Below are 25,228 nucleotides of genomic sequence, written 5' to 3' on the forward strand. Positions count from 1 at the left end.
GACGCGCTGTCCTCAGGCCAGCCATGCCTTCCGGAAGTCGAAGGAGCCGACGGTCATGACGACACCGTTGACGCGCGGCGCCCGGGCGTACGCCGCGTCCGAGATGACGGGGATCAGATAGCCGAAGGTCTTGCGCGCCTGCAGGTACGCCTGCTGGGTGAGCTCGATCTGCTTGGAGGCGTTGGTGGACGACAAGAGTTCGTCAACGATGCTGTTCAGCTTCGGGTCGTCGAAGCCCGTCTCGTTCCAGCTGGCGTCCTTGCCGTAGAAGGCGTCGAACCCCACTGTGGGGAAGAAGTCGGTCCAGTAGTCCATGAAGGCAGGGCTCGCCATCCAGCCCTTGGTCCAGTACGTGTCCGCAGGCAGCTGGTTCAACGTCACCTTGATGCCGGCCTCTTTGACGAGCTGCTGCCACACCTGGGCGACATCCACCATGCCTGGGACCGCGTCGCTGACGCTCAGCTTGATGTCCAGACCGTCCGGGAACCCGGCATCCGCCAGGAGGGTCTTCGCCCGCCCCATGTCGAACTCGGGCGTGAGGCCCTTCGGGTACCACGACGTCTTGGGGTTGAGCGGCACGTCTGCGATGGCTGTCCCGTGGCCGAGGAGAGCGGTCTGTACGAGCTTGTCGCGGTCGGTGGCGAGCTTGATGGCCTCCAGGACACGCGGGTCGTTGAAGGGGGCCTTCTGCTGGTCGAACGCGAAGATCCAGGAGTTCCTGTTCGGAACTGTCTCGAGGACCACGCCGTCCCGGCCCTTGAGCCCGGCCCACAGCGAGATCGGAATGGGATCGGTGAGGTCGGTCGATCCGGACAGAGCGGCCTGAAGTTTGGCGCCCGAATCCGGTGTGATCGTTACCTGGATCCCGTCCAGATAGGGCGCCCCTCCCCAGTACGCGTCGTTGCGGACGACCTTCCAGCTCCCGCCGGGTGTCCACTCCGTCAACTTGAACGGGCCGGTCCCGGTGATGGTCTTCAGGGTGAAGTCCGTGACGCCGGCCTTGGTGATGACACTGCCGGGGAGGTTCGCAAGCGTCTGCATGAGGACGCTGTTGGGCTGCTTGAGGCTGAGGACTACCGTCGAGTCGTCCGGCGCTGACACTCCGCTCTTGGCGAGATACGGCGCGAGGAATGCGGTCACCTGGCTCCCGACCTTCGGGTCCAGCCACCGGCTGATGCTGTGCAGCACGTCCTTGGAGGTGAAGGCGCTCCCGTCGTGCCATTTCACGCCCTCGCGCAGTCGAATGGTCCATCGAGTCGCATCGGGGTTGGCGCTCCACGACGTCGCGAGAGCAGGCTGTGCCTTCCAGTCCGGATCCAGTGTGACCAGCTGGTCGAAAACCGCACCGGTGACGATGACCGTGCTCGCGGAGATCGGGTGGCTCGGGTCGAGGCTGTCCGAGCTGCTGGCGTCGCCGATCGCGAGGCGCAGGGTACCGCCCTTCTTGGGCTTTCCGCCTGACTGTGCCGGGGACGGGCTGCCGGACGAACCGGCACCGCAGGCTGCCATGAGAAGGGCACCCAGGCCCATGCCGCCGATGGTCAGCGCCTGACGCCGGGTACTCTCGGCCTTGAACGCATTGGCGAGGCTTGACGTGGTCGACGCCTGAGTATTCTGGGCCACGGGAGGAACCTCCAGCTTCGATGCATCGAATAGACCGATGGCGAGTGGGGGGAAGTTATCCAGGAAAGCCCTTGTGGGTTGATTGTGAGATTTCACGACTTAGAGGTCGCTGCTCGTTTTTTCGCCAAGACGGCCGCGTTGAGGGATGCCGTCCCTTGGTGCACCAGTAGTGGTCAGCTCCTACGGGCTCCGAGGGGGCAAGCAGGTCAGGTCGTCGCAGTGCAGGCTCAGGAGTCTCCGGAGTCGTTGTTTTCGCTGCGCTGGAGAGGCGCCACGCCGACCGCTCGGGGCGGCGCCTCGTCCCGCGCATTGGCGCGTGCGGAGGCGACCACTGCGGCGATGTCGGCCAGGACGAAACGAGCCCAGATGGTCGATGATCCTACGGTCGAGGGTGGCGCGTTAGCAGGCGTAAGTGACTGCCGCGTTCAGGGCCACCTGGGACAGTCCCCCTGGCCCAGGCCGCGACGCCCAGTGCGCCGGTGCGGGGGGCGCTGAAGGCAATGTGGAAGCCCTGGTCCTCTCGGCCCAAGGTGAGGCTGGGCGTGAAGAAGCAGGAGACGCCATCGTTACCCGGGCCGGGTGCGGGCGAAGAGCGCGTCGAAGTCGGCGATTCCACCGTGGGATGACCCAGGTCCTGTCTCCGTTGAACCGCCTGATCAGGGTGCCGAGGTCTGTTCGCTCAGTTGCGCGAGAGCCTTGAGAGCCTTCTCGCGGAGTCCGAGATTCGGGCGAGCTTGATGTCCTCGTAGCCGTGGATGATCTCGGCGAGTTGCAGGAGGCTCTCGACGTAGCCGTGGATGAACTCGGCGAGTTGCAGGAGGCTCTCGACCTGATCGGCGTTGTCCGGTGTCAGGTGGATGAGCGTGGTTTGGGCCAGGCGCGCGTATTCCGCGATCAGAGCGCGCTCCTCCTGAGACGGGACTCTCCCGAGGTACGGGCTGAAACCGCCCGTCTGCTCGCCCCCGCCACCGCGCACGACGCGCCCGCCGCCCTGACGCCGCACGCCGACGACGCCCCCTGGGCACAGCGCACGGCCCTCCAGCTCCTTGACGAACACCGCGACCTGGGCCGACGCCCCCTCGACCTCCACCACGCCCTGCGACGCAGCCTGTTGGAGGCCCCGCCTGCTCCGTCTCGCTCATGGCACGGGTTCCTCCTCGCCCGCGCCTGACCGCCTCGGCCGACGCGCCGTCGTGCACCGCCGGTTCCTCGACGCGCTGGAATTGCACTTTCGCGAGCTGCACCACGTGGAGGACTACGCCCGCCTGCTCGGCTGTCGGTCCGCACCCTCACCCGCGCCGCACAGGACGTCACCGGTACCGGCGCACGGCCGTTAATCGACGAGCGCCGTCTCCTCGGCCCTGCCGGCTGGACCGCTGTCGCCGCCCACCTCGGCTTTCCCGACGCAGCCGACTTCGCCGCTTCTTCCGCAACCGCATCGGCCTCGCCCCCGCCGCCTACGCAGCGCAGGCACAGTGCCAGGAAAACACCTCCAGCCACGGTCTCCAAGGTGCCGCCCGGCCGCGCCCTCCACCACCGGTTCGCCGGCCCGCATATCGGGCGCGGTGCGGCAACCGTGCACCTCGGTTCCGGCTGCCCGGCGTACCGCGGCGGCGTGGGTCGGGACGACCGGCGTCCGCCACCGTAAGCCCGCATGTCACCGGATGGTGGCCAGGCTCGTTTTCGTGCTCATCGGCCCGCGAGGTCAACGGGGAGCGTCGGCGTCAGGGGATGACCACGCACTTGCCCACATGTGTGCGCTTGAGGAGATGTGCCTGGGCAGACCTCAGGTCCTCGAGAGGGAAGGTGTCCTCGATCAGGGGTTGAACACGTCCCGATTCAATGAGTTCCGCCAGCCGCCCGGAGGTGTGAGCCGTCGGGTTGGTGATGCCGTACATCTCGAGGTCCTTGTAGATCAGGTCCCGTAGATCGATCTTCGTGGTCGGCCCCGGATCGCGCCGGCGGTCGCGTATCGGCCACCCCGCCGAAGCATCTTGAGGAGAGCGTCGAACATGTCGCCACCGACGACATCGACCACGACGTGGGTGGCCCCACCACGGGGCCCGATGACCTTTTCGACGGCGCCTTACAGATCGGGGGTCTCACGCGCGACGAACTGGTCGGCTCCGAGTTGCCTGACCCGCGCCTCCTTGCCGAGGCCCCCGAGATGGCCACCACCCGCGCTCCCCGGATGCGGGACAGCTGGATCAGGGCGGTCCCCACGCCACCGGCCGCACTCGTGATGACAATGGTCCGGCGTCGCTCAGTGTCGTGTCGACGACGTGGGCGTTGACGGCCGGAACAGCGACGTACTCCGCAAAGCCGCCGTCCAGCTCTGCCCAGATATTCGGTCAACTGGGCCCGTCGCGGGAGGGCGGGGTCGCGAACGGAGGGGTCGATGATCACCCTTTCTCCGATGCGACGGAGGCGACATCAGCTCCCACGGCCGCGATGCGGACGGCTACGGCAGCGCCCTGGATGCGAGGGACCCACGGTTTCCTTGTTCCAGGACGAGGCGGCGCCATCGTCCCGTCCATGGGTGCAGTTCCTCGGTGACCGCGGCCTCGACGACCGGGTCGTACCAGCGGGTGCGGGTGTTGATGTCGGTGTTGTTCACGCCGCGTGCTCCGACGCGCACGAGTACCTCGTCGGGACGGCGGTCGGGGTGGGCACGTCAGTGCGGCGGTACACCAGTGTGTCGAGTCCGCCGTGTCCGGTGAGCACCACGGCTCGCATCGTCGCGGGGATCTTTCCGTCGTCCCTGGGTTCCAAGGGTCCGTCCTTCTGCTGTGGCCGGTGGGTCGTCGACTCAGGGGGCGAGTTCGGGCTTGACCATCACGTGCTTGAATTGCGAGTACTCGTCCAGCCCGTGCCCGGAGAGCTCCTTGCCGTAGCCCGAGTCGCGGAACCCGCCGAAGGGCATCTCCGAGGCAGTGAAGATCTGCTGATTGACCCAGACGGTCCCGAAGTCGAGTTCGCGGGTCAGCCTCATCGTCCGCCCCAGGTCGGCGGTCCAGACGCTGGCCGACAGGCCGTAGACCACGTCGTTCGCCATCGCCAGCATCTCGTCCTCGTCGCGGCCCCGCTGGATGGTGACAACCGGCCCGAACACCTCTCGCTGGATGATCTCCGCCGACTGCTCGACATCGGTCACGACGGTCGGTGCATAGAACCAGCCGGGACGCTGGAGTCGTTCACCACCTGTGCGGATGACCGCACCGTAGCCGCGGGCTCGCTCGACGAACCCGGCGACCCGTTCCATGTGCCTCTCGGAGACCAGGGGGCCCATTGCTGTCTCGACGTCCGTCGGGTCACCGACCCGCAGCTTGCCGACCTCGTCGCAGTAGGCGTCGACGAACTCCTCGTAGGCCGACTCCTCCACGATGATCCGGCAGGCCGCTGTGCAGTCCTGACCGCTGTTCCCGAATCCGAACGCCACGAGGTCGCGGGCCGTCTCCCGGATGGGACTGTCGGCGAAGACCAGGATCGGGGCCTTGCCACCGAGCTCGAGGCTGACCCGCTTGAGCGTGGCGGCGGCGGACGCCGCTACGGCCTTGCCGGTCGAGGTGTCGCCGGTGATGGCGATCATGCGGACCTTGGGGTGCGCGACCATCGCCTTCCCGGCGGCGGAGTCGCCGAGTACGAGGTTCACCACGTCGGGCGGGAGGAACCGGTTGACGATGTCGACGAGCTTGATGGTGGTCTGCGGAGTGACCTCCGAGGGCTTGATCACGACCGCGTTGCCCGCGGCGACGGCCGGTGCGAGCTTCCACACCGCCATTTGAAGCGGGTAGTTCCAGGGCGTGATGAGCCCGACGACTCCAAGGGGTTCGCGTCGGAGCCAGGACGTGCTGCCGTTCGCGTACTCGCCGGCGGCGGGCGCGTGCGAGACGCGTGCGGCGCCGGCGCTGAAGCGGATGACGTCGTACACCCAGGCCATCTCCTCCCGGGCGTGAGCGATGGGTTTGCCCACGTTCTCGCATTCGAGACGGGCGAACTCCTCGGCCTCGGCCTCGATGGCATCGGCGATCTTGAGCAGGAGCTCTGCCCGCTCCACCGGCGGAGTCCGGCCCCACTCCTTGGCGGCAACCGAGGCCCGCCCGACGGCCGCGTCGACGTCCTCGTCGGTGGCGTTGCGGTAGGCCGCGACCCGCTCCTCGGTCGCCGGATTGATGACGACGGACACGCCCGCGTCGCCGGCGTCGGCGGCCCAAGGTCCCGCGGCGCCTTGGAGGTCGACGTACGTACTCATGGTGATGCTCCTTGGTCGGTGATGCGGACCTGGTATCGGCCGGGCGCTGAATGCCTCGTGACCGGTATCGCTTCCACGTCGGCGGTCGGGTTCGATGGCCCGGGCCGGTCCGGCGCCGGGAGGGCAGGACGGCCAAGGGCCTTCCTGGCAAAGCACGCCGTTCGGACAGTGCCGGAGTCTCAGCCTCCTGGGTCGCTGCCGTTCCCCCAGGGACAGGGTGTCCCTGCGTTCCCGCATGCTTGACGGGACATCTACGTCAGCTCGTCGTTGCGCTCCCGCCAGTCGACGGGCGAGATCGACAGCAGGAGCCGAGTGCCCACCGCGGCGCCGTAGCGGACCGTTGTGCCCTTGGGGAGGACAATGAGATCGCCTGGGTTGCCGGTGACCTCTCGGTCGGTGTCGTTCTCGACCGTGATCAGGCGGACCTGGCCTTCGATCACGTAGACGCTCTCCTCGTAATGGAGCGTCCAGGGTTCACTGTGACCGTCGCTGTCGTAGACCATGAAGTAGGTGCCGAGCTGCGACAGACCGGTCCCTGCGGACCGGTGCTCGATCATGCACGGCCCGAACCGGTTGTCGTTCGCGGCGTCATATCGCGGGATGGAGGCACGGGCAGTCGTCATGGGGTTCTCCGGTTCTGCGGTGTGGGTCCAAGCCGTAGCCGGCTCGCCCGATGGTCGGTCGCAGGCGCCCAGTCACGCGCGCTGCGACTGGTGGCGGATCAGGTCGCTGTCCAGCCACCGTCCACGGCGATGACCTGCCCGTTCACGTAGCCGGCCTCGTCAGAGGCCAGGAAGAGCACAACGCTCGCCACCTCGGACGGCTCGGCGGACCGACGCGCGGGGATCAGGAAATCCATGATCTCCGGCGACACGCCGATGCCTCGCTGCTGGGTCGAGACGAGGTCCCCCAGGAGCTCCTCCGAGGTCGAACGGAGGTTGGTTCGGATGACACCCGGGGCGACCACGTTTGCCGTGACGCCGTGCGGGCCTACGTCGATCGCGAGGCGGCGGTGCAGACCTTCGATGCCCGCCTTGGACGCGACGTAGGACAGGCCGTCGGCCGCGCCGCGCTGACCGGCGACCGAGCCGATCGTGATGATGCGTCCGGACTTCTGCGGGATCATGCGGCGGGCGGCGGCCCGGCAGCCGTTGAAGGTTCCGGTGAGGTTCACACCGATCACCTTCGCCCAGAGCTCGGGGGTGGTCTCCTCCACGTCCGCGTATCCGTCGAAGACACCCGCGCAGTTGACCATCACATCGAGCATGCCGGTCACCGAAACGGCTGCTTCGATGAGTGACTCGACCGACGCGTCGTCGGTGACGTCCACCTGCCGGGTGTGCAGGTTGGCTGCGTCGCCGATCTCCTTGGCGGTCTCGTCGAGGCGTTCCTGCGAGACATCGCTGGCGAACACCTGGTAGCCGGCCTCGACGAAGGCACGGGCGATGCCCCGGCCGATGCCGGATCCGGCCCCGGTGATGGCGACGGTTCGGGTCCTGGTGGTGGTCAACGTGGGTTCCTCTTCTCGGGCTGTCAGATGGTGGATCGACGACCGGTTCGTGCTCGCTGCGGAATCCGCGATGCACAGCGGGGCTGCTCGGGTCAGCGACGTCGGAACATGACGAGCCACTGGCCGTCGTGGCACACCTCGTCGCGCTGGTTCTTGACGAGGACATCGAAGGTGACGACCCCTCGATCGGGCTTGGTCCTGGACGGGCGGACCTCGGCGACGGTCTGCTCGACGTGGATGGTGTCTCCGATCAGCACCGGGCGACGCAGCTTCCAGTCCATGCTCAGGAACGCGATGGCCGTTCCCTCCTTGATGCCGAGCCGCGACTCCAGGCCGACTGCTACGGAGAAGACCCCGGGGCCGTGGAAGATCCGGCCTCCGAACGGGGTGGCGCGCGCGAACTCCTCATCCGTGTGCAGCGGGTTGTAGTCCCCGGAGAAACCGGCGAAGTTGACGAGGTCGGCGCTGGTGATCGTGCGCGCCGGCGTCACCCACGCCTGCCCCACGAAGAAGTCGTCGAGGCAGAGGCCACGCCGACCGGGGACGAGCCGCTCGGGTGCGGTGGTCTGGTTCACGGTCGATCTCCTTGATCGGTCGTTGGGAGCGGCAGCGGGCGGCCCGCCCGCAGGCGATGTCTGCGAGCCGGCCAGTCGGGGCGGCATCGGGAGAGGTCAGGTGGTGCTGGTGTCGGAACGTCGGGTGAGACGAGCCCACCACCCGCGAATCAGCTCGGCGAAGCGCACGTACCACGGCACGTGCTTGGCCGGTTCCTGGCCGCCCACCACCTCGACGAACTGCCCGATCGCGTCGCTGAGGATCGAGCGGATGACGGGGCCGCCCATCGCGGCGAGACTGCCGTCGATCCTCAGGTTCGCGGTGTAGTCGAGCAGCGCGTGTCCGGACTCCTCGGCCCGGACCAGTACGCCGGCCGTCCCCTTCAGCTTCATGTTGAGCCGGGTGTCCTCGCCCTCCAGGGTCACCGCGAGGAAGTGACGTGCCGGATCGGGTTCGATGGCCGCTTTGAGGTCCCAGTTGGCGCTGATGCCCATGACGGTGTAGACCATGCGGGCGCGGAACACGTTCTCGCTCTCGGCCACGAGGCTCCCTGGCACGAGTCCGGGAAGGCACGAGGCGACGAGCGGCACGTCCTCCAGCCGCGTCCATGCCGTGGCCGGCGTCACGGGTACGACGACCACATCGTCGAGCACGACGGTGGTACCGGCGGTCTTCTTGGCGGTGCGCCTGCTCCAGTCCGCCTCGCGGGAGGTCATTCAGGTCTCTCCAGTCGTCGATTCGGTGAGGCGGGTCAGCCGAGACTCACCGCGCGGGCCATGCCCTCGGTGATGGCGGGACGGTCGTAGCGGAACGCAGCGATGTCGATCTCCTGCGGACGGCCGAGAACGAGGTCAGCCAGAACACGGGCGCTGCCGGGGCCGACGGTCGCGCCGTAGGCGTGTCCGGACCCGACGTAAAGCCCCGGGAGGGCCGCCACGTCGGAGAGGACGGGCAGGCCGTCACCGGTCTGCGGTGCGATTCCTCCCCACGTCCGTTCGACGGGGATGTGCTGGAGGGACGGGACGTGGTCGCCGAGGACACCGAAGGTCTGGGCCATGCCGGCGACGGTCGGATTCGGCGAGGCGTCGGGGCCATCGACAAACTCGATCGGGCAACCGAGCCACAGGCGCCCGTCGGCGCGCTGGCAGATCAGTTCGAGGAGTCCCACCTCGGGCATGATGTGCTGCAGGGGGTGCAGGACGATGTCGTCGTCGTAGCCGGGAAGCTCGCGGACGAACGCGTACTCGTGGAACAGGCTCGGCCCGTACGCCGCGGTGTCGAGGCGCTCCTCGATGGGTGCGGTCTCCGCCATCTGCATGCGCATGTGGAGCACGTGGAACGGCAGGCCGGCCTTGGCCAGGAGCTCGGCGGTCCACGACCCGGCGGTCAGGGCGACCGCGTCGGCACGGCGGACGCCGCTCGGGGTCCGCACGCCGACACACCGACCGCCCTCCACGACGAGATCCAGAACATCGGCCCTGACGACGTCGGCGCCCTCCTTCACGGCGGCGGCCGTCAGAGCGTCCACGAGCTTCTCCGGGTGGAGATAGCAGTCGCTCTTGCTGTGGATGCCACCGATGACTTCCTCAGGCAGGAGCGGGCAGAGCTCGCGCGCCCGGTCGCCGTCCACGATCTCCATGGGCAACCCGTCGGCCTGGCGCCGTTCGACGAAGCCCTCGATCAGCGGCAGTTGCTCCTCGTAGTAGTAGACGAGGGCCCCGTTGGCGCGGAACTCGAAGTCGTTGAGCTCCTCCGCAAGCCGTGAGTAGAGCGTCCGGGACAGCTGCGCCAACTCCAGCTGCGGGCCGCCGGAACGGGTGATCATCGAGATGTAGCCCGCGTTCCGGCTGGAGGCACCCCTGCCGGCCTGGTCGCGGTCGACGAGCGTGACCTGCACGCCCTCCCGTGCGAGGAAGAGGGCGGTAGCGGCGCCGATGATCCCCGCGCCGACGATGATGGTGCTCGTCGGCTGCTTCGCGCCGGTGGAGGATGACGTGGTGGTCCACATCGGTGTCCGTCCTTCTTCATGGATCGACTGGGTGTCGCCTGCCGTTCTCAGCAGGGTTCTTGGTCCGGGCGGCTCGGAGCAGTGCATCCAGCGTGTGTTCCGGATGACGGCCTTCTGACTTCATCGTGAGCTGCCACCCGGATTGCGGCCATTGGTCCTCTTGCGAGGAAGCTCCGTGATCATTGGTCGTTTTCCAACGCTGGCCCGTGCTGACGACGGGAGGCGGATCTCAGCTTGAAATGGACGCGTCCTACGCCTCGCCACTGCTGCCCCGGGACTCGTCCGGAAGGGTCACGAACGATCGGTCCGCCCTCCCACATGGACCGTCTGAGCGGCCACGCGCATCTCGCCGGTCCTCAGTCCGCCGTGTTCGGATTGCGGTCCCACCGCGGGAAGCAGCTCGACGTCACCTGTACGCGAATGCGGTGGCCCACTTGAAAAGCCTGCTCGTCGACCACAGGTCGACCTCGACCGTGGCGACCTCGCCAGGGGACGGCTTCCACCCGCGTGATCCCGGCCACGACGTTGAACGAGCGACCGTACGGATGGACATCGCACAGGCGCACGACCCAGTCGGTCGTGAGGCAGTCGGTCGCCGCCGTCAGGGTGGCGGTCACCCAGCCCATCACCTCGGCATCCCCGGTCAGCACATCGCTGGTGAAGACGAGCACGTCGGCACGCTTTTCGACCGTGCGCTGTTCGAACGTGCCCGTCGGCGGATACGGCATTTGGATGGCGCCGCCGACGGTCGGGACGGGATTCTCAGGGGCGTACGTGAACGTCAGCCCGATGCCGAGGGCTCGCCATCGGCACTCAGCGTGCCCGCACCCGCGAGGAGAAACGCGTGGGCACAGCCCGGTTCAGCGGCCACTCGGGGTCCGAGCGCCATTCGTCCGCACCCATGACGTAGATCTTCGACGGCAGGGACTCGTCCGAGGCCTCGCCTGTGGTGGGCCACGAGTGCAGCCAGTCGAAGGTGAGACCGAGAACCGAGGCCGAGTACTGAGCTTTTCAGGTTGGGTTCGGTCGGTGTGAAGTGATGGCCAGTCCGGTCTCGGTGAGGCAGCCGTCGATGAGTTCGGGATGACGCTGGAGATGGGCAAGTCCTCGGCGGAGGGTGTGTGCGAGGTGGTCGGGGTCGCTGAACGCGGTGTTGGCCATCGGACCGTGCCGTAACAGCGACCAGACGCCCTCCACGGGATTCAAGTCCGGGCTGTAGGAGGGCAGTTGGACGACAGTGAGCCATTCGTGGTCGGCAGCGTACTTCCTCATCCCGGCGGCACGATGGGTGTTGAGGTTGTCCCAGACGACGACAATAGGGGCGCCGAGTTGCAGGTGCGCGCGGACCAGGAGGTCACGGTAGTCCTGCCAGGAGAAGCTCTTGCGTGCTCCTTTCAGAAGCAGGTGGAAGCGGGGCCGGTAGATCAGCCGGGACCTGTCGCCGGGCCGGTAGCAGCACAGCGCGGCGACCGAGATCCGACGCCGGGAGCGTCCCCGCACTCTCACCACGGGAGTCTGTCCCCGCCGGCCCCACGTGCGGGCGCGCGGCGGCGTCATCGCGAACCCGGCCTCGTCCTCGAAGACGATCCAGGCCCCGAGCGCCGCCGCGGTCCTTCCACCTGCGGCCACACGTCCTTCTTCCAGAGCTCGATCGCGTGCTCGTTGCGTTCCAGCGCACGGCGGGCGGGGCTCTGCCAGGACCAGCCGTGGCGGTGCAGCAGCCGCCACACTCCGGCGATGGAGCAGTCGATCCGGAACTGGCGGCTGATCAGCGTCCTGACACGTTCCAGGGTCCACCGCTGATCTTCCCAGCCATGTGCGGCCGGACCTCTGGCCAGCTCCGTTTCCAGCAGGGCGAACCGTTCGTCCGACAGCTTCGGCAGTTTCGCGGGCCCCTTCGACTTCAGACCCTCCATCCCGCCTTCACGCCAATTGCGGCGCCAGTTCTCCACCGAACGCTCGCTCACCCGAAGGTCCTTGGCGATGTCCGAGGTCCTGTCACCTCGCGCGAACCTCTGCCCGGCCTCCAGCCGGATCCCCTCACGCGCAGCCCGCCGCCCAACCGTCAGGCCCCCACCATCCGCATACCGCATAACACCGGCATACCGCAGGGATCACCCAACGTCACACCCGAAGGCAACCCGAAAAGCTCAGTAATCGATGGCGAAGCCGTTCCCCACGAACCCGAAGTTCACGTCACCCTGCATCGCGGTCTGAGCGATGTGGACCATGGGCCGACCACCAGCTTGGCCGACGTGTGCCGCGCCGCGGCACAGTAGTTGTCGATCTTCGGCCGGCCGAACACGCCGTACCAGCCGGCGATGTGCAGTCTGGGCACATGACGTTCTCGTGATGGGGAGGTACTTCCGCCGCGGCCCTGGACTCGGGTGCCGCAAGGCTGGGGAGGTTGCGCCGGGGATGATGGGGTCGGTAGCCGTCGGCAGTTCCAGGTACGTCGGTCCGGGAATGCCGTCCAAGGCTGCGGCGAGGCTGATCAACTGCTCGGTGAGCTCCTTCTCGTCGTCGGCGTACCGTCGCATGAGCGCGTCGAAGCCCGTCCCGAGCGCCCAGCTCCGGGACGATGTATAGCTCGTGAGCACCGCCTCGGAAGCCCAGCCCGTTGTCGGTCTCCCGACATGTGAACGTCGGCGCGATGGCCTTGAGCGGAGACGATGACAGGCCACGGTCCCTCGCCCGCCGGACGGTACGCGTCTGTCTTCAGCACTATGCCGTCACGCATCCGACCGGCACTTTGTACTCGGTCGTCATGTCCACCATCGCGCTTCTCCTGCGTCCATCTCATGTCTTTCCAAGATCGGCGCTTCACCCCGGCCGGCCCCCTCGCCGCATCGAGGGTGCGATGACCTCCCAAACCGCCTGCTCGGGCGGATCGGGCTAATCGAAGTCCGTGACCTTCTGCAGATGCTCGAGCGCGTCGCCATATTCGTTGAGCATCCGCTCGATCTCTCGCTTGACGGTCGTGTGACCCTTCATGTCACCGACGACCTGTCCGACGGCATACGTCCAGTAGTCGAGGTTCCTGCCACGCTCGGCGCGCCGGTACGAGTAGCCGTTGAGGATCGACTGCATCGGCCAGGTCAGCAGCTCGGGGGCGTCGGGAGCCTGCCACGAGTCGACGTACTTGGTTCGCAGCATCCGACCGGGCTTGCCGGTCATGACCCTCGCCAGGAGTGCGTCCTCGGACTCCGCGGCGAAGAGCCGCTCACGCATCTCCTGGCTGAGTTCGCTCTCAGCGGTCCCCAGCCACAGTGACCCGGTCCACACGCCCTGGCAGCCCAGCGAGAGTGCGGCGAGGATGTGTGAGCCGCGGGAGACCCCTCCGGCCGCCAGCACCGGTACGCCGGCCGCGGCCTCGACGACCTGTGGCCACAGGACCATCGATGCCACGGTGCCGACGCTGCCGCCCGCCTCGGTCCCCTGTGCGACCAGCAGGTCGACGCCCGCCTCACGTTGCTTGAGCGCGTGCTTCGCATTGCCGACCAGCGCACCGACCTGGACGTTGCGGGAGTGGGCCTTCTCCACCACCCAGTCGGGCGTCACGCCGAGGGCGCCGACGATCAGGCTGACCGAGTCCCGGGCCAGCGTCACATCGAGCTGCTCGTGGCTCTTCCTGTTCGTCATCGCCATCTTCTTGGCGTTCTCGATCATGTAGGCGTCGCGGTCCTCGGGAGTGAGGTCGCTCAGGCCGCCTTGGTCCAGCATGTCCTTGACGAACGCCATGTATCGGTCGGGGATAGCGGCCAGGTACTCGTCAGGGGTCTTTTCGTCGTCCATGGCCGTGCCCGGAAAGACGAGGTCCACGCCGAACGGCTTGCCGCCGACCTCGTTCTCGATCCATTCGATGGACATGTCGAGTTCTTCGGGCGTCATCCAGGCGGCACCGAGGACGCCCATGCCTCCGGCCTGCGTGACGGCTGCGATCACGTCTCGGCAGTGAGAGAAGGCGAAGAGTGGGAGCTCGATGTCGAGGCTCTGGGTCACATCAGTTCTCATGTCGCACCTACGTCGAGTCGAGGGGGCGCCGTCGTCGGTCGAAGCCTGGCCGGAAGATGGTGGGCGGAGAAGCGGTAAGGCGGTGGAACCCGTCGCCAGTCCTTCGGCGCTAACCAGCACCGTCAATCACAAGGCAGGGGTTGCCCCGGGGCAGTCACGCTATGTCGGTCGTACTGCCGCGGCATACTGCACTTCTTCCAATGGCCGGAGCGGCCTTTGGTGAGGGTTCCGATCGGCCTGCTGGCGGGCAGGCTACGGATTCCTTTGGAACATGACGATCCGCTGGCCTTCCTGGCAGACCTCATCGCGCTGGTTGGTTTCACCCGGACGTCGAATGTGACGACGCCGCGGTCCGGCTTCGACAAGGAGGCTCTCGCCTCGGCGACTTCCTCGTGGATCTTGATCGTGTCGCCGATGAGCACCGGTGGCATCAGGCTGCGGCCACCGAATTGCGTCTTCCTGGCGAACTCCTCAGCGCGCCACGCATGGAGTTTTCCAGGGGACAGGGCCGGTGACGGGCAGCGCCGTCACCGCTCGGGGCCCACTGCCGCGCCGAAGCGCGCGGAGAGGCGCTCGCTGTCCGTACTGAGCACGGCACCTGCGGCCTCAGAGCCCCGGGTCTCCCCCACCTGGGGGTTTCGCGCGCCCGGAGTTATCCGGCGTTGGGGCTGCGACTGGGCTTCGACGATGGACAGGGCGGTCAGCGCGAGGAAGAGCGACGACACGGCGGACGGATCCCGCAGGTTGAGGTCGAGGGCGGACTCGATCTTCGACAGGCGGTATCTGAGCGAGTTGTGGTGCACGGCAAGGGCCTCTGCCGCCTCCATGATGTTCTGCCGGTGCTCGAAAAACGTCGAGAGCGTGACGAGCATCGTCTGCTTGTCCTCGAGTGGCTGCAGTAGCTCGTTCGCCCATTCACTCATCTTGTCGAGGCCCACATCCGAAAAGAGGCGGGTCGCGAAGTCGAAGTCCTCGTACGACATAACCCTCTTGCCGGTCCCGTCCCGTCTCAGGAAACGCACCGCGAGCTGGGCATCATGGAAGGAGTCGACCACATGGCCCACGTCGACGGCATTGCGTCCGACCCCGAGCAGAAAATCCTCGGGCGACGCCCACGTCTTCACGAAAGTGCGCCTTACGGTGGCCGTAGAGGCCTGCAGAAGACCCACCACGGCGCTTTCCCTGAGAACGAGGAGATGCGGGATCCCGTCGGTGTCCAGCTGGCGCTGGAGACGGAAGTAGATGGCCTCCAGGGCAGCGGCGGCCCGCGCGGGCGACAAAGCCCTGTCCAGTTCCGCGACCATCATGCGGGTCTCGGGCTCGAAGGAGATCCCCAGAGAGGCGACTCGCCCGGCGAGCTCGGCGTCCTGGCGCTCCAGACGCATGGCCAGTGCCTCTTCGAGTACTGCGCTGCGCACTGCTCGCTCTTGCCGCTGCGCGGCGAGGTTGATCTGGAAACTGGTCTCGGCGAGGGAGGCAGCAATGTAGAGGGCCGCCTCTGAGTAGCGGTCGGGAAAGTGGTCACGTCGGCTGGCGGCGAGCAGCCAACCGGTCTTATCACTCTCGGAAGCACTGGTGGCGACCCTGACGGCCATGCCGTACCAGCCGCCGACGGCGAAGGTCTGCGAGTCGCTCTGTGTGCGGCTGATCTGCGGAATAAGCATGGCCAATGGCAGCGGGCCTGTGGCGTACTCGGCTCTGCCGCCGGTCCCGACGATGGTGACGACCGCGTTGCAGACCTTGGCCACCCGCGAGGTCAGAGCCTTCAGCGGATTCGGTTCGGCGAGCGCTTGCGTGAGTGAGCGCTGCAGCGCTGTCAGACGCCTGGTCAGCTTGCTTTCCATGAGAGTGGCCGCTTGGGCGATCTCGCCGATCAACTCCGCGGGATCGGCGTCGGCCGGAAGGCCCAGCAGGACGTGACGGCCCGCCACCTGCTCCAGCCCTTCTGGGGGACCGCCCGACGGCAGCCAGACGACGATCATGTGCGAGCCCGGGAGACCCTGCAGGCCGGAGAGTCTGGCGAGCAGTGCCGGGCCGTCTTCCGCCGGATCCACGCTCACCAGCATGACGTCGTCCCGAGCACTGCCGGCGTTCCGGCCGAGTAGTTGTGCCCCGCGCACCGGGCGGGACAGGGCCCCGGGGTTTTCGACGAGCAGGGTCAGCCCCAGCCGGTCGCTCCTCAAGAGGTCGCCGAGCGAGCACCCCATCGCCATGTCCGTCATTTAGGAGGTTCCCCATTAAGTCCGGAAACTTCGGCAGTCCACCGTGTATGGCGTCGTGATGAAACCAGCCTAGACACATACGGCCGACGCCAGCGCTTGTTAGATCCACCAAACTTTCCGCGTACCTCAGTAATCCCCCAGTGTGCGCGCGGGGTCCTCTCTGACGACGCTTGACAGCGAGGCACCGCGACACTATGAGGTGGTGTCCGGACCACGGTACCCAGGGAGGCAGCATGGACGGGCCCAGGGCCCTCGACACGGCTGACATCGTCGTCGTTGGAGGCGGCATCGTCGGCCTGTGCAGCGCCTTCGAGCTGAGCAAACGCGGATTCGACGTGGTCGTCGTGGAACAGCGCTTCATCGCCTACGGTGCCACGGGGCGCAACCCGGGTGCGCTGTGGCTGCAGGTCCGCCGCTCGGGTCTGGAACTGACCATGGCGCAGCGCGGCCTGGAGTACTACGCCAAGTATGAGGAGGAGCTCGGCCCGACGTTCGAGTTCCGGCGCAAGGGCGGGCTGTTCTATTTCGAGAACGAGGCTCAGGAGGCCGTGCTGCAGGAGTACGTCGAGGATCGTCGGGCAGCTCTTCTCGACGTCTCGTTCGTCACTGCGCGTGAGGCGCGCAAGCACTGCGCGGTTCTTCCTGACTCCGCGATCGGTGCCGTCTACTGTCCGGACGACGCACAGATCGACGCGCAGGCGTTCGCCCGTGGTCTCAGCTCCGCCTGCCTGCGGCGCGGCGTGCGCGTCTACGAGAACACCGCGGTGCTGGGGACGGCGCGCCGCGGTGACGCGGTGATCGGTGTGCGTACGGTCCGCGGCGACATCCATGCGAGCGGCGTGGTGTGGGCGACCGGAGCTTGGTCGATGAACCTGAAGTCGGAGGGCATCGACCTGCCGATCGAGACCTACCGGGTCGGCCAGATGCTCACTCAACCGACCACCCACGCCCCAGGCGCCATCCTGCACGGACCCCGGGGCGTGGCGTTCTGCGGCGCGCTGACGGACCTGCCGTCCTACGACCCGCGTCTGTTCGCGCCCTTGCAGCCGACGGGGGCGGAGGAGGACTTCAGCTACGACGACGTCACGGTGCAGAACACCGAAGGCGGTCTACTGATCGGCAACAGCATCGACGGCATGGGGTCTCTCAACCCGCACATCAGCATGTCGGCGACCCAGTCGATGATCGACACGACGCTGGCGCGAGGGACCCGTATGGGGGAACTCGGGATCACCGGCTTGTGGGCGGGCCTGGTTGGTCACGCCCGTGACCAGTTGCCCATTGTCGACCGCGTCGACGGCATCTACGTCAACACCGGGCATGTGTACGGCCTGGCGACGGGTCCCGTGTGCGGAGAGGTCCTCGCCCAGTTGATCGTCGACGAACCCGGCCCCCTGCGTAAGCAGCTCTCCGTCGAGCGACCAGGACTGCTGGCCGTGCCATCGAGGAACCAGAAAGCTTGACACTTTCCCGAATTGGAGTGGCTCGCATGACCTCGACGAGGGTGGTGCACATGCCGCTACATGGGGTCCAGGGCCAGTTCCCCGGGGACGGGTGCAGGTGGTCGCGGGCCTGAAGGCTCTGGATCAGCCGGCCCCGCGGATGCTCCGGCCAACTCCGGGCGTGGCATCGCGCTGGGCGGCTGCGGGAGGTGTTCACTCGCTCGCTGGGACTATCGCCGACGCTGCGGCCGCCCGTGAGACCCGGGAGCGAGCGGGCAACCGCAACGCCGCTGCCGGCGCGCCGATGGCGGCGGCGTCGGCGCCACCACCGGACCCAGGGTTCGCCCCACGGCAGGGCACCATCGACGAGGGCCTGATCCGCCACCGCCTGGAACCTGGCCGACGAGGGCTACGCGTGCTCGAACTGCCAGGTCCGGGTCGCGGCGGGGTACGACGGCGGGAGGGGAGATTCTCAGAACCTCGCCGTCAGTGGGGATTCTCCACCACCGGCACCTTGAGGTAGGAGAGGTATCCGGGGCCGGTGTGGATGACATGGCTGCCGGTGTTCTCCGCGCGAGGATGTTCGGACGCCACGCGTGAAGCGCGCACGACCTCGTCCTCGGTGGCGTCCACTTCGACGCAGGTCCCGCGGACGTTGTATCCGGCCACGGTCAAACGCAGTTGCTGTCCTGCCTCCACGTAGTACGACCTGGGCGTGAAGCCGATGTCGACGGGGACGATCTCCCCTGCGGCCAGCTTCCGGTGGCGGCGAAACGCCTGTATTGGCACGAAGTCGGTCGACAGGTCCGGATCCAGCTCGCGCAGCGAGACCCGCAGGCGGCCGGGCGCGCCGGGCGGTGAGATCGAGTAGGTGTCGGCGAAGTGCCGGTGCGGAGCGAGCAGATTGCCATCGGCGTCGAGCTTCTCGACGAGCAGGAACAGGTCCATGTCGTCAGCGTCCTGCGCCTCGACCCACAACCGCGCCGACATGTACCCGAGCAGGGTCGTGTCCTGCTCGAACGTGATCGTGAAGGTAACGGCTCCGGCTGCGCCGGGGTAGCTGACGGACGACGCCTCCGTCGGAGGTGTCATGGACAGGATCTCGCTGTGTGCGTCCAGGTACAGCTGCTGGTAGCGCGTCTCGTGCACTGGCCACTGGGTGAACGGCACGTCGACGAAGTCCTCACCGCCGGCGTTGATGATCGACGCCCGAACCCTCGGCGTTGTTTCCCATCCGTTGTCGATGTCCTTCAGATAGCGGTCGAAGAACCGCAACACATCCTCTTGGTACTGCTGGGTGTACTGGTCGTACCACTCATGGGTGTTGTTGATCCGGAACCACTTCTCGGTCGAGCCCAAGCGCCGGAACGCCTCGGAGGCACCGAACGGGTGGATCCCCGTGACACCGTCCATGACGATGTAGGCGGGGATCGTGACCTTCGAGAGGTCAGGGATCTTGTCCTCCCAGTATTCGTTCAGCAGCGGCTCCCTGACACTCATGTCTCCGATTCGCTCGACGGAGCTGTTGGCGCCGCGAATCAGAAACTGGAGGAAGTCGAAGAAGCCGGGATTGGGGATGCCTCCCCACACCATGTGTGTGCGGTAGGCGTCATAGATGCCGTTCCAGGGCGCGATCGCGGCAAGGTGCGGGGGCCGGGTCGCCGCGATGCCCCACTGCGAGATCGCCAGCCACGAGGCACCGTACAGTGCGACCTTTCCGCTGCTCCACGACTGCTCGGCCGCCCATTCAACGACGTCGTAGCCGTCGTGGGACTCGACTGAGCCCCAGAAGTGAATGTCGCCCTCGGAGTTGCCGGCCCCGCGTGCATCCGGATTGACCAGTGCGTACCCGTGCTCGAGCCAGAACGCGGCATCCGCGCCTTCGAACTTGCCGAGGCCCGAGAACATCTCGGGCGGCACGCCCCGTGGCGGGCAAGGGTATGCGGGCAGCGACTTGCCGTACGGGCTCCAGCTGACGAGGGCAGGCAGGTTGGTGTCCTGATCCGCGGGACGCAGCACGTCGGTGTAGATCACCACGCCATCGCGCAGGGTTATCGGAATGTCGCGCTCCCAGACGACGTCGCACGGCAGCGGCTTTCCTCCCGGGATGAAGACCGTCCCAGCCTCCAGGTGCGTCGTCTCACGACCGACCTGGTAGTCCTCGGCCAGCGGTGTGGAGGGCCCGAACGCGACCTTCCAGTGCGCCGGATACGCCGACGGCCGCTCTTTGTCCTCAGCGTTCATCTCGCCTGCTCTCCTCTGCTTCTTCTTCGGCACAGTTGCGGGGTGTTCGCGGTTCATCTGCCGAGCTTGGTGACTCGATTACCGCGGAGGTCGATCGAGGTCGGAGTTGATCTGACCAGGGCGGACACCGGACGCGTTCCTGCAGGACCTGGACCTCGAGCGGGGTCCGGTCCCGGCTGGTCAGCCCTGCTGGGGTGGGGTGCTGAGCACAGCGGCGCGTAGGGCTTCGCCGACAGTGACTGGTCGACGTCCTGGATGACGGACTTCTTCTGGGTGTAGGCGCGATGGCGTCCGGACCGAGCTCCCGGCCGACGCCGCTTTGCTTGAAGCCGCCGAACGGCATCTCCCGTCGGTAGCCGGGTCGGCAGGGTCGCCGACCATGAGCGTCCTCATCCGCTCGACCATCCGGGCGACGGAGGCCGCAGGCTGGCCGCCGCCGATCAGGAACGGCCACAAGTCGACTGCCTTGGGCATGTCGGCGTCCTCCGGCACGATATTGGTGCCCTTGCCACTCAGCTCGAGGGTGACCGGCTTGATGACGGCGGCCGGGTTGGCCAACACCGTGCGCCCGGTTGTCCTCGGGCGGTAAACGACACCTTCCGGGCCTTCGGATGGGGGCAGCCGGGTGCCGACGGCGTCACGTCGCCGAACACCACGTTGCATAAGCCGGCAGAGCGGCCCACCTCGGCGAGGCCGAGGACGGAGGACGGCGTCTTCTCGTCGGCCTTGAGCACGACGGCGTTACCTACGGCCAGGGCTTCGATCGCCTTCCAGATCACAATCGTCAGCGGCATGTTCCATGGGACGATGCCCGCCACCACACCGGACGGGTCACGCCGGACGATGCCCCGTAGCCCACCCACCACGGTGTCATCGGGCGTGACCGCGGTGGTGTTGACCGCCGATCCCCCACCCGGCCGTCACCACTCAACCGACGAGCGCGGCGAGGCGAGCGGCAGGTCGTCGCGCAATTGGTCAGGAAGGCTGCGACCACGTGGTCACCGGATGCGAAGCGGGTGACCCCCGGACCACCTCCTCGACGTCGGCGCCCTCGTGACCACCGACCGCGGGCATCCGCCCGGCCATGTCACCGGCCCTGAAGGGGTCGTCGAAGTAGCACAGGCCACTGGTGGTGTAGCGGACCAGGACCTCGTTCGCCCTCGGACCGTCGAGCTCCATCTCCTCGACGCTCCAATCGGTCCCCGGGCCCCAGATGACGGCGGCTTCCATCTTCATCGATCGAGCACCTCCACGTCCCGGCCATGATCCCGCTTTGGCCCGTCGTGGCATGACGCTATGACTGACCTATCGATTCAGTCAATAGCTCTATCGAACTCACGCGGAATCGATAGAGCTATTGATTTTATCGGTTGTGCGACCGTACTGTCTGTCTGCCTGATTCCGACGCTCGCTGACGTCGCTGCGTCGACGGTCGCCGGGCCGATGTGCGGCACTCGCCGATGAGGAACGCCATGATCACAGTGCTGCCAACGCTCGCCGAGCTCGGCCGGGCAGTGGGATCGGGGACCTCCGCAGCGATCTCGACCTACTGGCGCTCAGCCTCGCCCTCAGCCTCGTCGCGATCGTCCCGGTGCCCACGCATCTCGGACGGGCCTCTGCCGAGGACGTCTCCGACCGCCTGGACCCCGCGGTCGCGGGCGTCCGACCCTGGCCACGCCCTCTCCCTTTCGTCCATTGATCAAGGAGACACAATGACTCTCGGATCACGCGCCCGGCACTGGAACGACTTCACTGTCGGCGAGCGCCTTGAGACCACCGGCAGAACGATCGAGAGCGGCGACGTCAGCCTGTTCGCCGGCCTCTCCGGCGACTTCAATCCGATGCACATCAACAAGGTGCACGCGGCGAAGGAGATGTTCGGTACCAGGATCGCCCACGGTTTGCTCACCCTGGCGGTGTCGTCCGGACAGCTGAACCAACTGGGCGTCTTCGAGGGGACGACCCTGGGTTTCCTCGGCATGGACAATGTCCGCTTCTCCAACCCCGTGCGCTTCGGCGACACGGTGACCACGACAGCCACGATCACCGGAACTCGAGCCTCGAGCAAGCAGGGCCGAGGTGTGGTGTCCATGCGGATCGAGGTAACCAACCAGGACGAACTACCCGTCCTCACCTACGACCAGACGCTGCTCATGTCCGGGACGGACTGAGCGGTGTCCGGGCTCACGGAACTCGACGCCGCGGTCGCCCGGACACCGGGTGACCTGCTGAGACACCGCGCCCGCCACGACGGCAACTCGGTGGCCCTCGCCTTCCCCGGGCACGGCACCATCATGACGTTCGCCGATTGGGATGCCCAGGCCGACGACCTCGGCCGCGCGCTCATCGATCTCGGGCTCACGCCGGGGGACCGGGTGGGGCTCCTGGCGGAGAACCGGGTCGAGTGGCCCGTCGTCCAGGTGGCCGTCGCTCGGGCCGGTCTCGTGCTCGTACCGGCGAACACCCACTCCCGCTCCGAGGATCTCCACCACGTACTCGCCCAGTCCGGCGCACGGTGCGTGGTCCTCACCGAGTCCTTTCGGTCCGGGATGTTCTTGCAGCTCGTCGAGTCGTTGCGGGAGAGGCTGCCCCAGCTGGAGCACGTCGTCGTCGTCGGAAGCTCGCACATGGCGGTGAGCGGGCATCGGCACTTGGACGAGCTGGTGACCGCCGGAAGCCACTCCGCCACGGCGTTTCCCGACGTGCGCGGCGACGATCCGGCCGTACTCATCTACACCTCCGGCACGACCGGCCGGCCGAAGGGAGCGGTGCTCAGCCATGGCTCCGTCTCGGCCAACGGGCGGCTCGTCTTCGAGCGTCTCGGAGTGGACACCACGGATGTGGTCACCTCCATCGTGCCGATGTTCCACAGCGCCTCCTTCTGCACGGCGGTCCCCGGCTGTCTGGCGACCGGCGCCCGGTTCGTTGGTCTCGACGCCTTCGACCCGGTCGAGATGATGCGAGTCATCGAGGCCGAGCGAGCGAGCGTCCACATCGCGGTGCCGACGACGCTGCGGGCGATGCTGCAGCACCCGCGGCGCGGCGAGTTCGATCTCTCGTCGCTGCGCGTCGGCACCTGCGGCGGCGCGGACACCGATCCCGAACTGCTGGCCGCGTGCATCCGCGAGTTCCCGTTCCCGGGACTCGTGCAGATGTACGGCCTCACCGAGGCTGCGGCCATCGTGACCTGCCCGGCACCTGTTGCCGGGCGGGACCTCACCACGGCAGGAACTCCCCTGCCGGGGTACGAGGTCCGCATCGCCTCGGCCGACACCGACGAGGTGCTGCCCACGGGCACGACGGGCGAGGTTCAGGTGCGCACCCGCCTCCGAATGACCGAGTACTTCCACCTCCCGGAGGCTACCGAGGCGGCCTTCACCGCGGACGGCTGGCTCCGCACCGGCGATCTCGGCGAGCTGACCGCGGCCGGCGAGCTCCGGCTCACCGGCGGCCGACTCAAGGACATGATCATCAGGGGCGGGGAGAACATCTATCCCGTGGAGGTCGAGAACACGCTGCTCCGCCATCCGCAGGTCCGCGAGGTGGCGGTCTTCGGACTCCCCCACGAGGGGCTCGGGGAGATCGTGGCGGCCGCCGTGCTCTGCAACGGGAACCCGACGGCGGCCGAGCTCACCGATTTCTGCACCGAACGGCTCGCTCGCTTCAAGGCGCCGACGGTGTACTTCGGCGTCGAGGAGTTCCCGCTGACCCCGAGCGGCAAGATCCGCAAGGCGGTCCTTCGCGAGCGCAGCCTGTCGGGCGCGCTGTCTCCTCTGGCCGGAGGTGCCGATGTCGACGCCCAGTGATCTCTCCCGGCCGCTCCCGGTCCCCACTCCGGAGACGTCCCACTTCTGGGCGGGGACCCGGGCCGGCGAGCTGCGCCTCCAGCGGTGTCGCGCGTGCGACGTGCCCTACTTTCCGCCACGTCCGTTCTGCCCGCGATGCGGGGGCCGTGACATCGAGATCGTCGTGGCATCGGGGCGGGCGACCCTGGCCTCGTATGTGATCTCGCACTTGCCGGCCCCCGGATTCGACCCGCCGTACGCGATCGCCCTCGTCGAGCTCGAGGAAGGTCCGCGGATGCTCACGAACATCGTCGACTGCCCTCAGACCCCCGAGGATCTGCAGCTGGACATGGCACTCGTGGTCACCTTCGCCGAGCGGACCGCGGAGATCACACTGCCGTACTTCCGACCGGACGAAGGGTGAACACAATGCACCAGCCCATGGCGGCCGTCGTCGGCGCGGCCGAGACGACCGAGCTGGGTCGGATTCCCGACGCGTCACAGATCCAGCTGCACGCCGATGCCGCGCTCAATGCCCTCGCGGATGCGGGGCTTCGGCCGAGCGACGTGGACGGCATCGCGACGGCCGGGGAGACCCCGGAATCGGTCGCATTTCACCTGGGCATCACGCCCAGATGGATCGACGGCACCGCTGTCGGGGGCTGCTCGTTCATGATGCACGTGCGGCACGCGGCGACAGCCATCCAGGCGGGGCTGTGCGACACCGCGTTGATCACGCACGGTGAAAGCGGTCGCAGCCGCGTGGCCGGCACCGGATTTCCCACGCCGGTGGCCGGCAGCCTCACCCAGCAGTTCGAAACCCCGTTCGGAACCGTGGGGCCGCCCACGATGTTCACCCTGCCGGTCATGCGCTACTTAAAGCGCTACGGCCTCGACGAGGAGGTCCTCGCGCTGGTCGCGGTCGTGCAACGGGAGTGGGCCGCGCTCAACCCCCGGGCGAGCGTCCGCGAGCCGCTCACGGTGGACGAGGTGATGAGCTCGCGCATGATCGCCTACCCGTTCCGCAAACTCATGTGCTGCCTTGTCACCGACGGGGGCGGTGCCCTCGTGCTGACCAACGCCGACCGGGCTCGCGACTTTCCCGCCCGGCCGGTGTACGTCATCGGCACCGGCGAGAGCGTCGAGACACCGATGGTCAGCCAGATGGCAGACCTCACTTCGTCGTCGGCCTACCGAGTGTCCGCCGCCGAGGCGTTCGCCTCGGCCGGCATCACCCACGCCGACGTCGACCACCTCATGCTCTACGACGCCTTCGCCCACCTGCCACTTTATGGACTCGAGGACCTGGGCTTCTGCGCGCCCGGCGAGGCCGCGCAGCTCCTCAAGGAGCGGCGGACCGCTCCCGGCGGGGCGCTCCCGGTCAACACGAACGGCGGCGGGCTGAGCTACATGCATTCGGGCATGTACGGCATGTACGCCCTGCAGGAGAGCGTGCGGCAGCTACGGGGAACCGCTGCGGCCCAGGTACCGGACGCGCGGGTCTCCGTTGCCCACGGGGTGGGCGGGATGTTCGCGGCCGCGTCGACCATCGTCCTCGCGAACGAGACGTGAG

Annotated in this window: 24 protein-coding genes and 1 pseudogene; 6 read left to right on the forward strand and 19 right to left on the reverse strand. The window is 67.4% G+C overall.

Annotated features, from left to right (window positions below):
• Window positions 1-12 precede the first annotated feature (12 nt).
• Window positions 13-1,623 (reverse strand): ABC transporter substrate-binding protein, encoded by a 1,611-nt coding sequence (locus tag ABZ855_RS35400; protein ID WP_360813897.1) that lies wholly within the window; start codon window positions 1,621-1,623, stop codon window positions 13-15.
• Window positions 1,624-2,554: 931 nt separating this feature from the next.
• Between ABZ855_RS35400 and ABZ855_RS35405 the strand changes: the two are divergent.
• A pseudogene (locus ABZ855_RS35405) lies at window positions 2,555-3,093 on the forward strand (AraC family transcriptional regulator); the annotation flags it as partial.
• Window positions 3,094-3,347: 254 nt separating this feature from the next.
• On the opposite strand, the gene ABZ855_RS35410 reads toward ABZ855_RS35405, so the two are convergent.
• From ABZ855_RS35410 to ABZ855_RS35475, 14 genes are all read right to left on the reverse strand, one after another.
• Entirely contained in the window at window positions 3,348-3,521 is a 174-nt protein-coding gene (locus ABZ855_RS35410; protein ID WP_360813899.1) for a zinc-binding dehydrogenase, read from the reverse strand.
• 563 nt (window positions 3,522-4,084) lie between these two features.
• A complete protein-coding gene (locus tag ABZ855_RS35415) occupies window positions 4,085-4,240 on the reverse strand; it encodes a hypothetical protein (protein ID WP_360813901.1) in 156 nt (51 codons plus the stop codon).
• Window positions 4,237-4,395 (reverse strand): hypothetical protein, encoded by a 159-nt coding sequence (locus tag ABZ855_RS35420; RefSeq protein WP_360813903.1) that lies wholly within the window; start codon window positions 4,393-4,395, stop codon window positions 4,237-4,239. Before ABZ855_RS35420 ends, ABZ855_RS35415 begins: the two co-directional genes overlap by 4 nt.
• A gap of 37 nt (window positions 4,396-4,432) precedes the next feature.
• Complete coding sequence (locus ABZ855_RS35425; RefSeq protein ID WP_360813905.1) at window positions 4,433-5,875, reverse strand: aminobutyraldehyde dehydrogenase; 1,443 nt, start codon at window positions 5,873-5,875, stop codon at window positions 4,433-4,435.
• 251 nt (window positions 5,876-6,126) lie between these two features.
• Window positions 6,127-6,498, reverse strand: coding sequence for a cupin domain-containing protein (locus tag ABZ855_RS35430; protein WP_360813907.1), 372 nt, complete (start codon window positions 6,496-6,498; stop codon window positions 6,127-6,129).
• A gap of 98 nt (window positions 6,499-6,596) precedes the next feature.
• Window positions 6,597-7,385, reverse strand: a complete 789-nt coding sequence (locus ABZ855_RS35435; protein WP_360813909.1) for an SDR family NAD(P)-dependent oxidoreductase — start codon at window positions 7,383-7,385, stop codon at window positions 6,597-6,599.
• 92 nt (window positions 7,386-7,477) lie between these two features.
• Window positions 7,478-7,960 carry a MaoC/PaaZ C-terminal domain-containing protein gene (locus ABZ855_RS35440; protein WP_360813911.1) on the reverse strand — a complete coding sequence of 161 codons (483 nt, stop codon included), beginning with the start codon at window positions 7,958-7,960 and terminating at the stop codon, window positions 7,478-7,480.
• Window positions 7,961-8,056: 96 nt separating this feature from the next.
• The gene (locus ABZ855_RS35445) at window positions 8,057-8,656 is read right to left on the reverse strand and encodes an SRPBCC domain-containing protein (protein ID WP_360813913.1); all 600 of its coding nucleotides are present in this window, start codon (window positions 8,654-8,656) and stop codon (window positions 8,057-8,059) included.
• Window positions 8,657-8,691: 35 nt separating this feature from the next.
• Entirely contained in the window at window positions 8,692-9,948 is a 1,257-nt protein-coding gene (locus tag ABZ855_RS35450; RefSeq protein ID WP_360813915.1) for an FAD-binding oxidoreductase, read from the reverse strand.
• Window positions 9,949-10,304: 356 nt separating this feature from the next.
• Window positions 10,305-10,802 (reverse strand): CocE/NonD family hydrolase, encoded by a 498-nt coding sequence (locus ABZ855_RS35455; protein ID WP_360813985.1) that lies wholly within the window; start codon window positions 10,800-10,802, stop codon window positions 10,305-10,307.
• A 157-nt stretch (window positions 10,803-10,959) separates the two neighbouring features.
• Window positions 10,960-11,592, reverse strand: coding sequence for a transposase (locus ABZ855_RS35460; RefSeq protein WP_360813987.1), 633 nt, complete (start codon window positions 11,590-11,592; stop codon window positions 10,960-10,962).
• On the reverse strand, window positions 11,502-12,041 hold the full coding sequence (locus tag ABZ855_RS35465; RefSeq protein ID WP_360813917.1) for a winged helix-turn-helix domain-containing protein: 540 nt from the start codon (window positions 12,039-12,041) through the stop codon (window positions 11,502-11,504). Before ABZ855_RS35465 ends, ABZ855_RS35460 begins: the two co-directional genes overlap by 91 nt.
• An 802-nt stretch (window positions 12,042-12,843) precedes the next feature.
• A complete protein-coding gene (locus tag ABZ855_RS35470; RefSeq protein ID WP_360813919.1) occupies window positions 12,844-13,962 on the reverse strand; it encodes a nitronate monooxygenase in 1,119 nt (372 codons plus the stop codon).
• 527 nt (window positions 13,963-14,489) lie between these two features.
• Window positions 14,490-16,184, reverse strand: coding sequence for a helix-turn-helix domain-containing protein (locus ABZ855_RS35475; protein ID WP_360813921.1), 1,695 nt, complete (start codon window positions 16,182-16,184; stop codon window positions 14,490-14,492).
• Between the two features lie 233 nt (window positions 16,185-16,417).
• On the opposite strand from ABZ855_RS35475, the gene ABZ855_RS35480 reads away from it, so the two are divergent.
• On the forward strand, window positions 16,418-17,647 hold the full coding sequence (locus ABZ855_RS35480; RefSeq protein ID WP_360813923.1) for an FAD-dependent oxidoreductase: 1,230 nt from the start codon (window positions 16,418-16,420) through the stop codon (window positions 17,645-17,647).
• A gap of 465 nt (window positions 17,648-18,112) precedes the next feature.
• On the opposite strand, the gene ABZ855_RS35485 is transcribed toward ABZ855_RS35480, so the two are convergent.
• From ABZ855_RS35485 to ABZ855_RS35500, 4 genes are all read right to left on the reverse strand, one after another.
• Complete coding sequence (locus tag ABZ855_RS35485) at window positions 18,113-19,870, reverse strand: CocE/NonD family hydrolase (RefSeq protein WP_360813925.1); 1,758 nt, start codon at window positions 19,868-19,870, stop codon at window positions 18,113-18,115.
• 180 nt (window positions 19,871-20,050) lie between these two features.
• Complete coding sequence (locus tag ABZ855_RS35490) at window positions 20,051-20,431, reverse strand: hypothetical protein (protein ID WP_360813927.1); 381 nt, start codon at window positions 20,429-20,431, stop codon at window positions 20,051-20,053.
• Entirely contained in the window at window positions 20,383-20,736 is a 354-nt protein-coding gene (locus ABZ855_RS35495) for an aldehyde dehydrogenase family protein (protein ID WP_360813929.1), read from the reverse strand. Before ABZ855_RS35495 ends, ABZ855_RS35490 begins: the two co-directional genes overlap by 49 nt.
• A gap of 109 nt (window positions 20,737-20,845) precedes the next feature.
• Window positions 20,846-21,106 carry a hypothetical protein gene (locus ABZ855_RS35500; protein ID WP_360813931.1) on the reverse strand — a complete coding sequence of 87 codons (261 nt, stop codon included), beginning with the start codon at window positions 21,104-21,106 and terminating at the stop codon, window positions 20,846-20,848.
• A 476-nt stretch (window positions 21,107-21,582) separates the two neighbouring features.
• Between ABZ855_RS35500 and ABZ855_RS35505 the strand changes: the two genes are divergently transcribed.
• From ABZ855_RS35505 to ABZ855_RS35520, 4 genes are read left to right on the forward strand one after another with little or no spacing between them, the layout of a single operon-like run.
• The gene (locus tag ABZ855_RS35505; RefSeq protein ID WP_360813933.1) at window positions 21,583-22,041 is read left to right on the forward strand and encodes a MaoC/PaaZ C-terminal domain-containing protein; all 459 of its coding nucleotides are present in this window, start codon (window positions 21,583-21,585) and stop codon (window positions 22,039-22,041) included.
• Window positions 22,042-22,044: 3 nt separating this feature from the next.
• The gene (locus ABZ855_RS35510; RefSeq protein ID WP_360813935.1) at window positions 22,045-23,676 is read left to right on the forward strand and encodes a class I adenylate-forming enzyme family protein; all 1,632 of its coding nucleotides are present in this window, start codon (window positions 22,045-22,047) and stop codon (window positions 23,674-23,676) included.
• Window positions 23,660-24,079 carry a Zn-ribbon domain-containing OB-fold protein gene (locus ABZ855_RS35515; protein ID WP_360813937.1) on the forward strand — a complete coding sequence of 140 codons (420 nt, stop codon included), beginning with the start codon at window positions 23,660-23,662 and terminating at the stop codon, window positions 24,077-24,079. The genes ABZ855_RS35510 and ABZ855_RS35515 overlap by 17 nt, the downstream gene beginning before the upstream one ends.
• 5 nt (window positions 24,080-24,084) lie before the next feature.
• The gene (locus ABZ855_RS35520) at window positions 24,085-25,227 is read left to right on the forward strand and encodes a thiolase (protein ID WP_360813939.1); all 1,143 of its coding nucleotides are present in this window, start codon (window positions 24,085-24,087) and stop codon (window positions 25,225-25,227) included.
• Window position 25,228 lies beyond the last annotated feature (1 nt).

It is taken from the genome of Streptomyces sp. NPDC047042, assembly GCF_040644035.1.
In the GTDB taxonomy this organism is placed as follows: domain Bacteria; phylum Actinomycetota; class Actinomycetes; order Streptomycetales; family Streptomycetaceae; genus Streptomyces.

Bases quoted from the DNA above. Each gene is read 5' to 3' on its own strand.
- ABZ855_RS35520 (WP_360813939.1), top strand. From the start codon at position 24,085: ATGCACCAGCCCATGGCGGCCGTCGTCGGCGCGGCCGAGACGACCGAG.
- ABZ855_RS35430 (WP_360813907.1), bottom strand. From the start codon at position 6,498: ATGACGACTGCCCGTGCCTCCATCCCGCGATATGACGCCGCGAACGAC.
- ABZ855_RS35445 (WP_360813913.1), bottom strand. From the start codon at position 8,656: ATGACCTCCCGCGAGGCGGACTGGAGCAGGCGCACCGCCAAGAAGACC.
- ABZ855_RS35470 (WP_360813919.1), bottom strand. From the start codon at position 13,962: ATGAGAACTGATGTGACCCAGAGCCTCGACATCGAGCTCCCACTCTTC.
- ABZ855_RS35485 (WP_360813925.1), bottom strand. From the start codon at position 19,870: ATGAACGCTGAGGACAAAGAGCGGCCGTCGGCGTATCCGGCGCACTGG.
- ABZ855_RS35425 (WP_360813905.1), bottom strand. From the start codon at position 5,875: ATGAGTACGTACGTCGACCTCCAAGGCGCCGCGGGACCTTGGGCCGCC.
- ABZ855_RS35480 (WP_360813923.1), top strand. From the start codon at position 16,418: ATGGACGGGCCCAGGGCCCTCGACACGGCTGACATCGTCGTCGTTGGA.
- ABZ855_RS35515 (WP_360813937.1), top strand. From the start codon at position 23,660: ATGTCGACGCCCAGTGATCTCTCCCGGCCGCTCCCGGTCCCCACTCCG.
- ABZ855_RS35505 (WP_360813933.1), top strand. From the start codon at position 21,583: ATGACTCTCGGATCACGCGCCCGGCACTGGAACGACTTCACTGTCGGC.
- ABZ855_RS35410 (WP_360813899.1), bottom strand. From the start codon at position 3,521: ATGTACGGCATCACCAACCCGACGGCTCACACCTCCGGGCGGCTGGCG.
- ABZ855_RS35475 (WP_360813921.1), bottom strand. From the start codon at position 16,184: ATGACGGACATGGCGATGGGGTGCTCGCTCGGCGACCTCTTGAGGAGC.
- ABZ855_RS35500 (WP_360813931.1), bottom strand. From the start codon at position 21,106: ATGAAGATGGAAGCCGCCGTCATCTGGGGCCCGGGGACCGATTGGAGC.
- ABZ855_RS35465 (WP_360813917.1), bottom strand. From the start codon at position 12,041: ATGCGGTATGCGGATGGTGGGGGCCTGACGGTTGGGCGGCGGGCTGCG.
- ABZ855_RS35450 (WP_360813915.1), bottom strand. From the start codon at position 9,948: ATGTGGACCACCACGTCATCCTCCACCGGCGCGAAGCAGCCGACGAGC.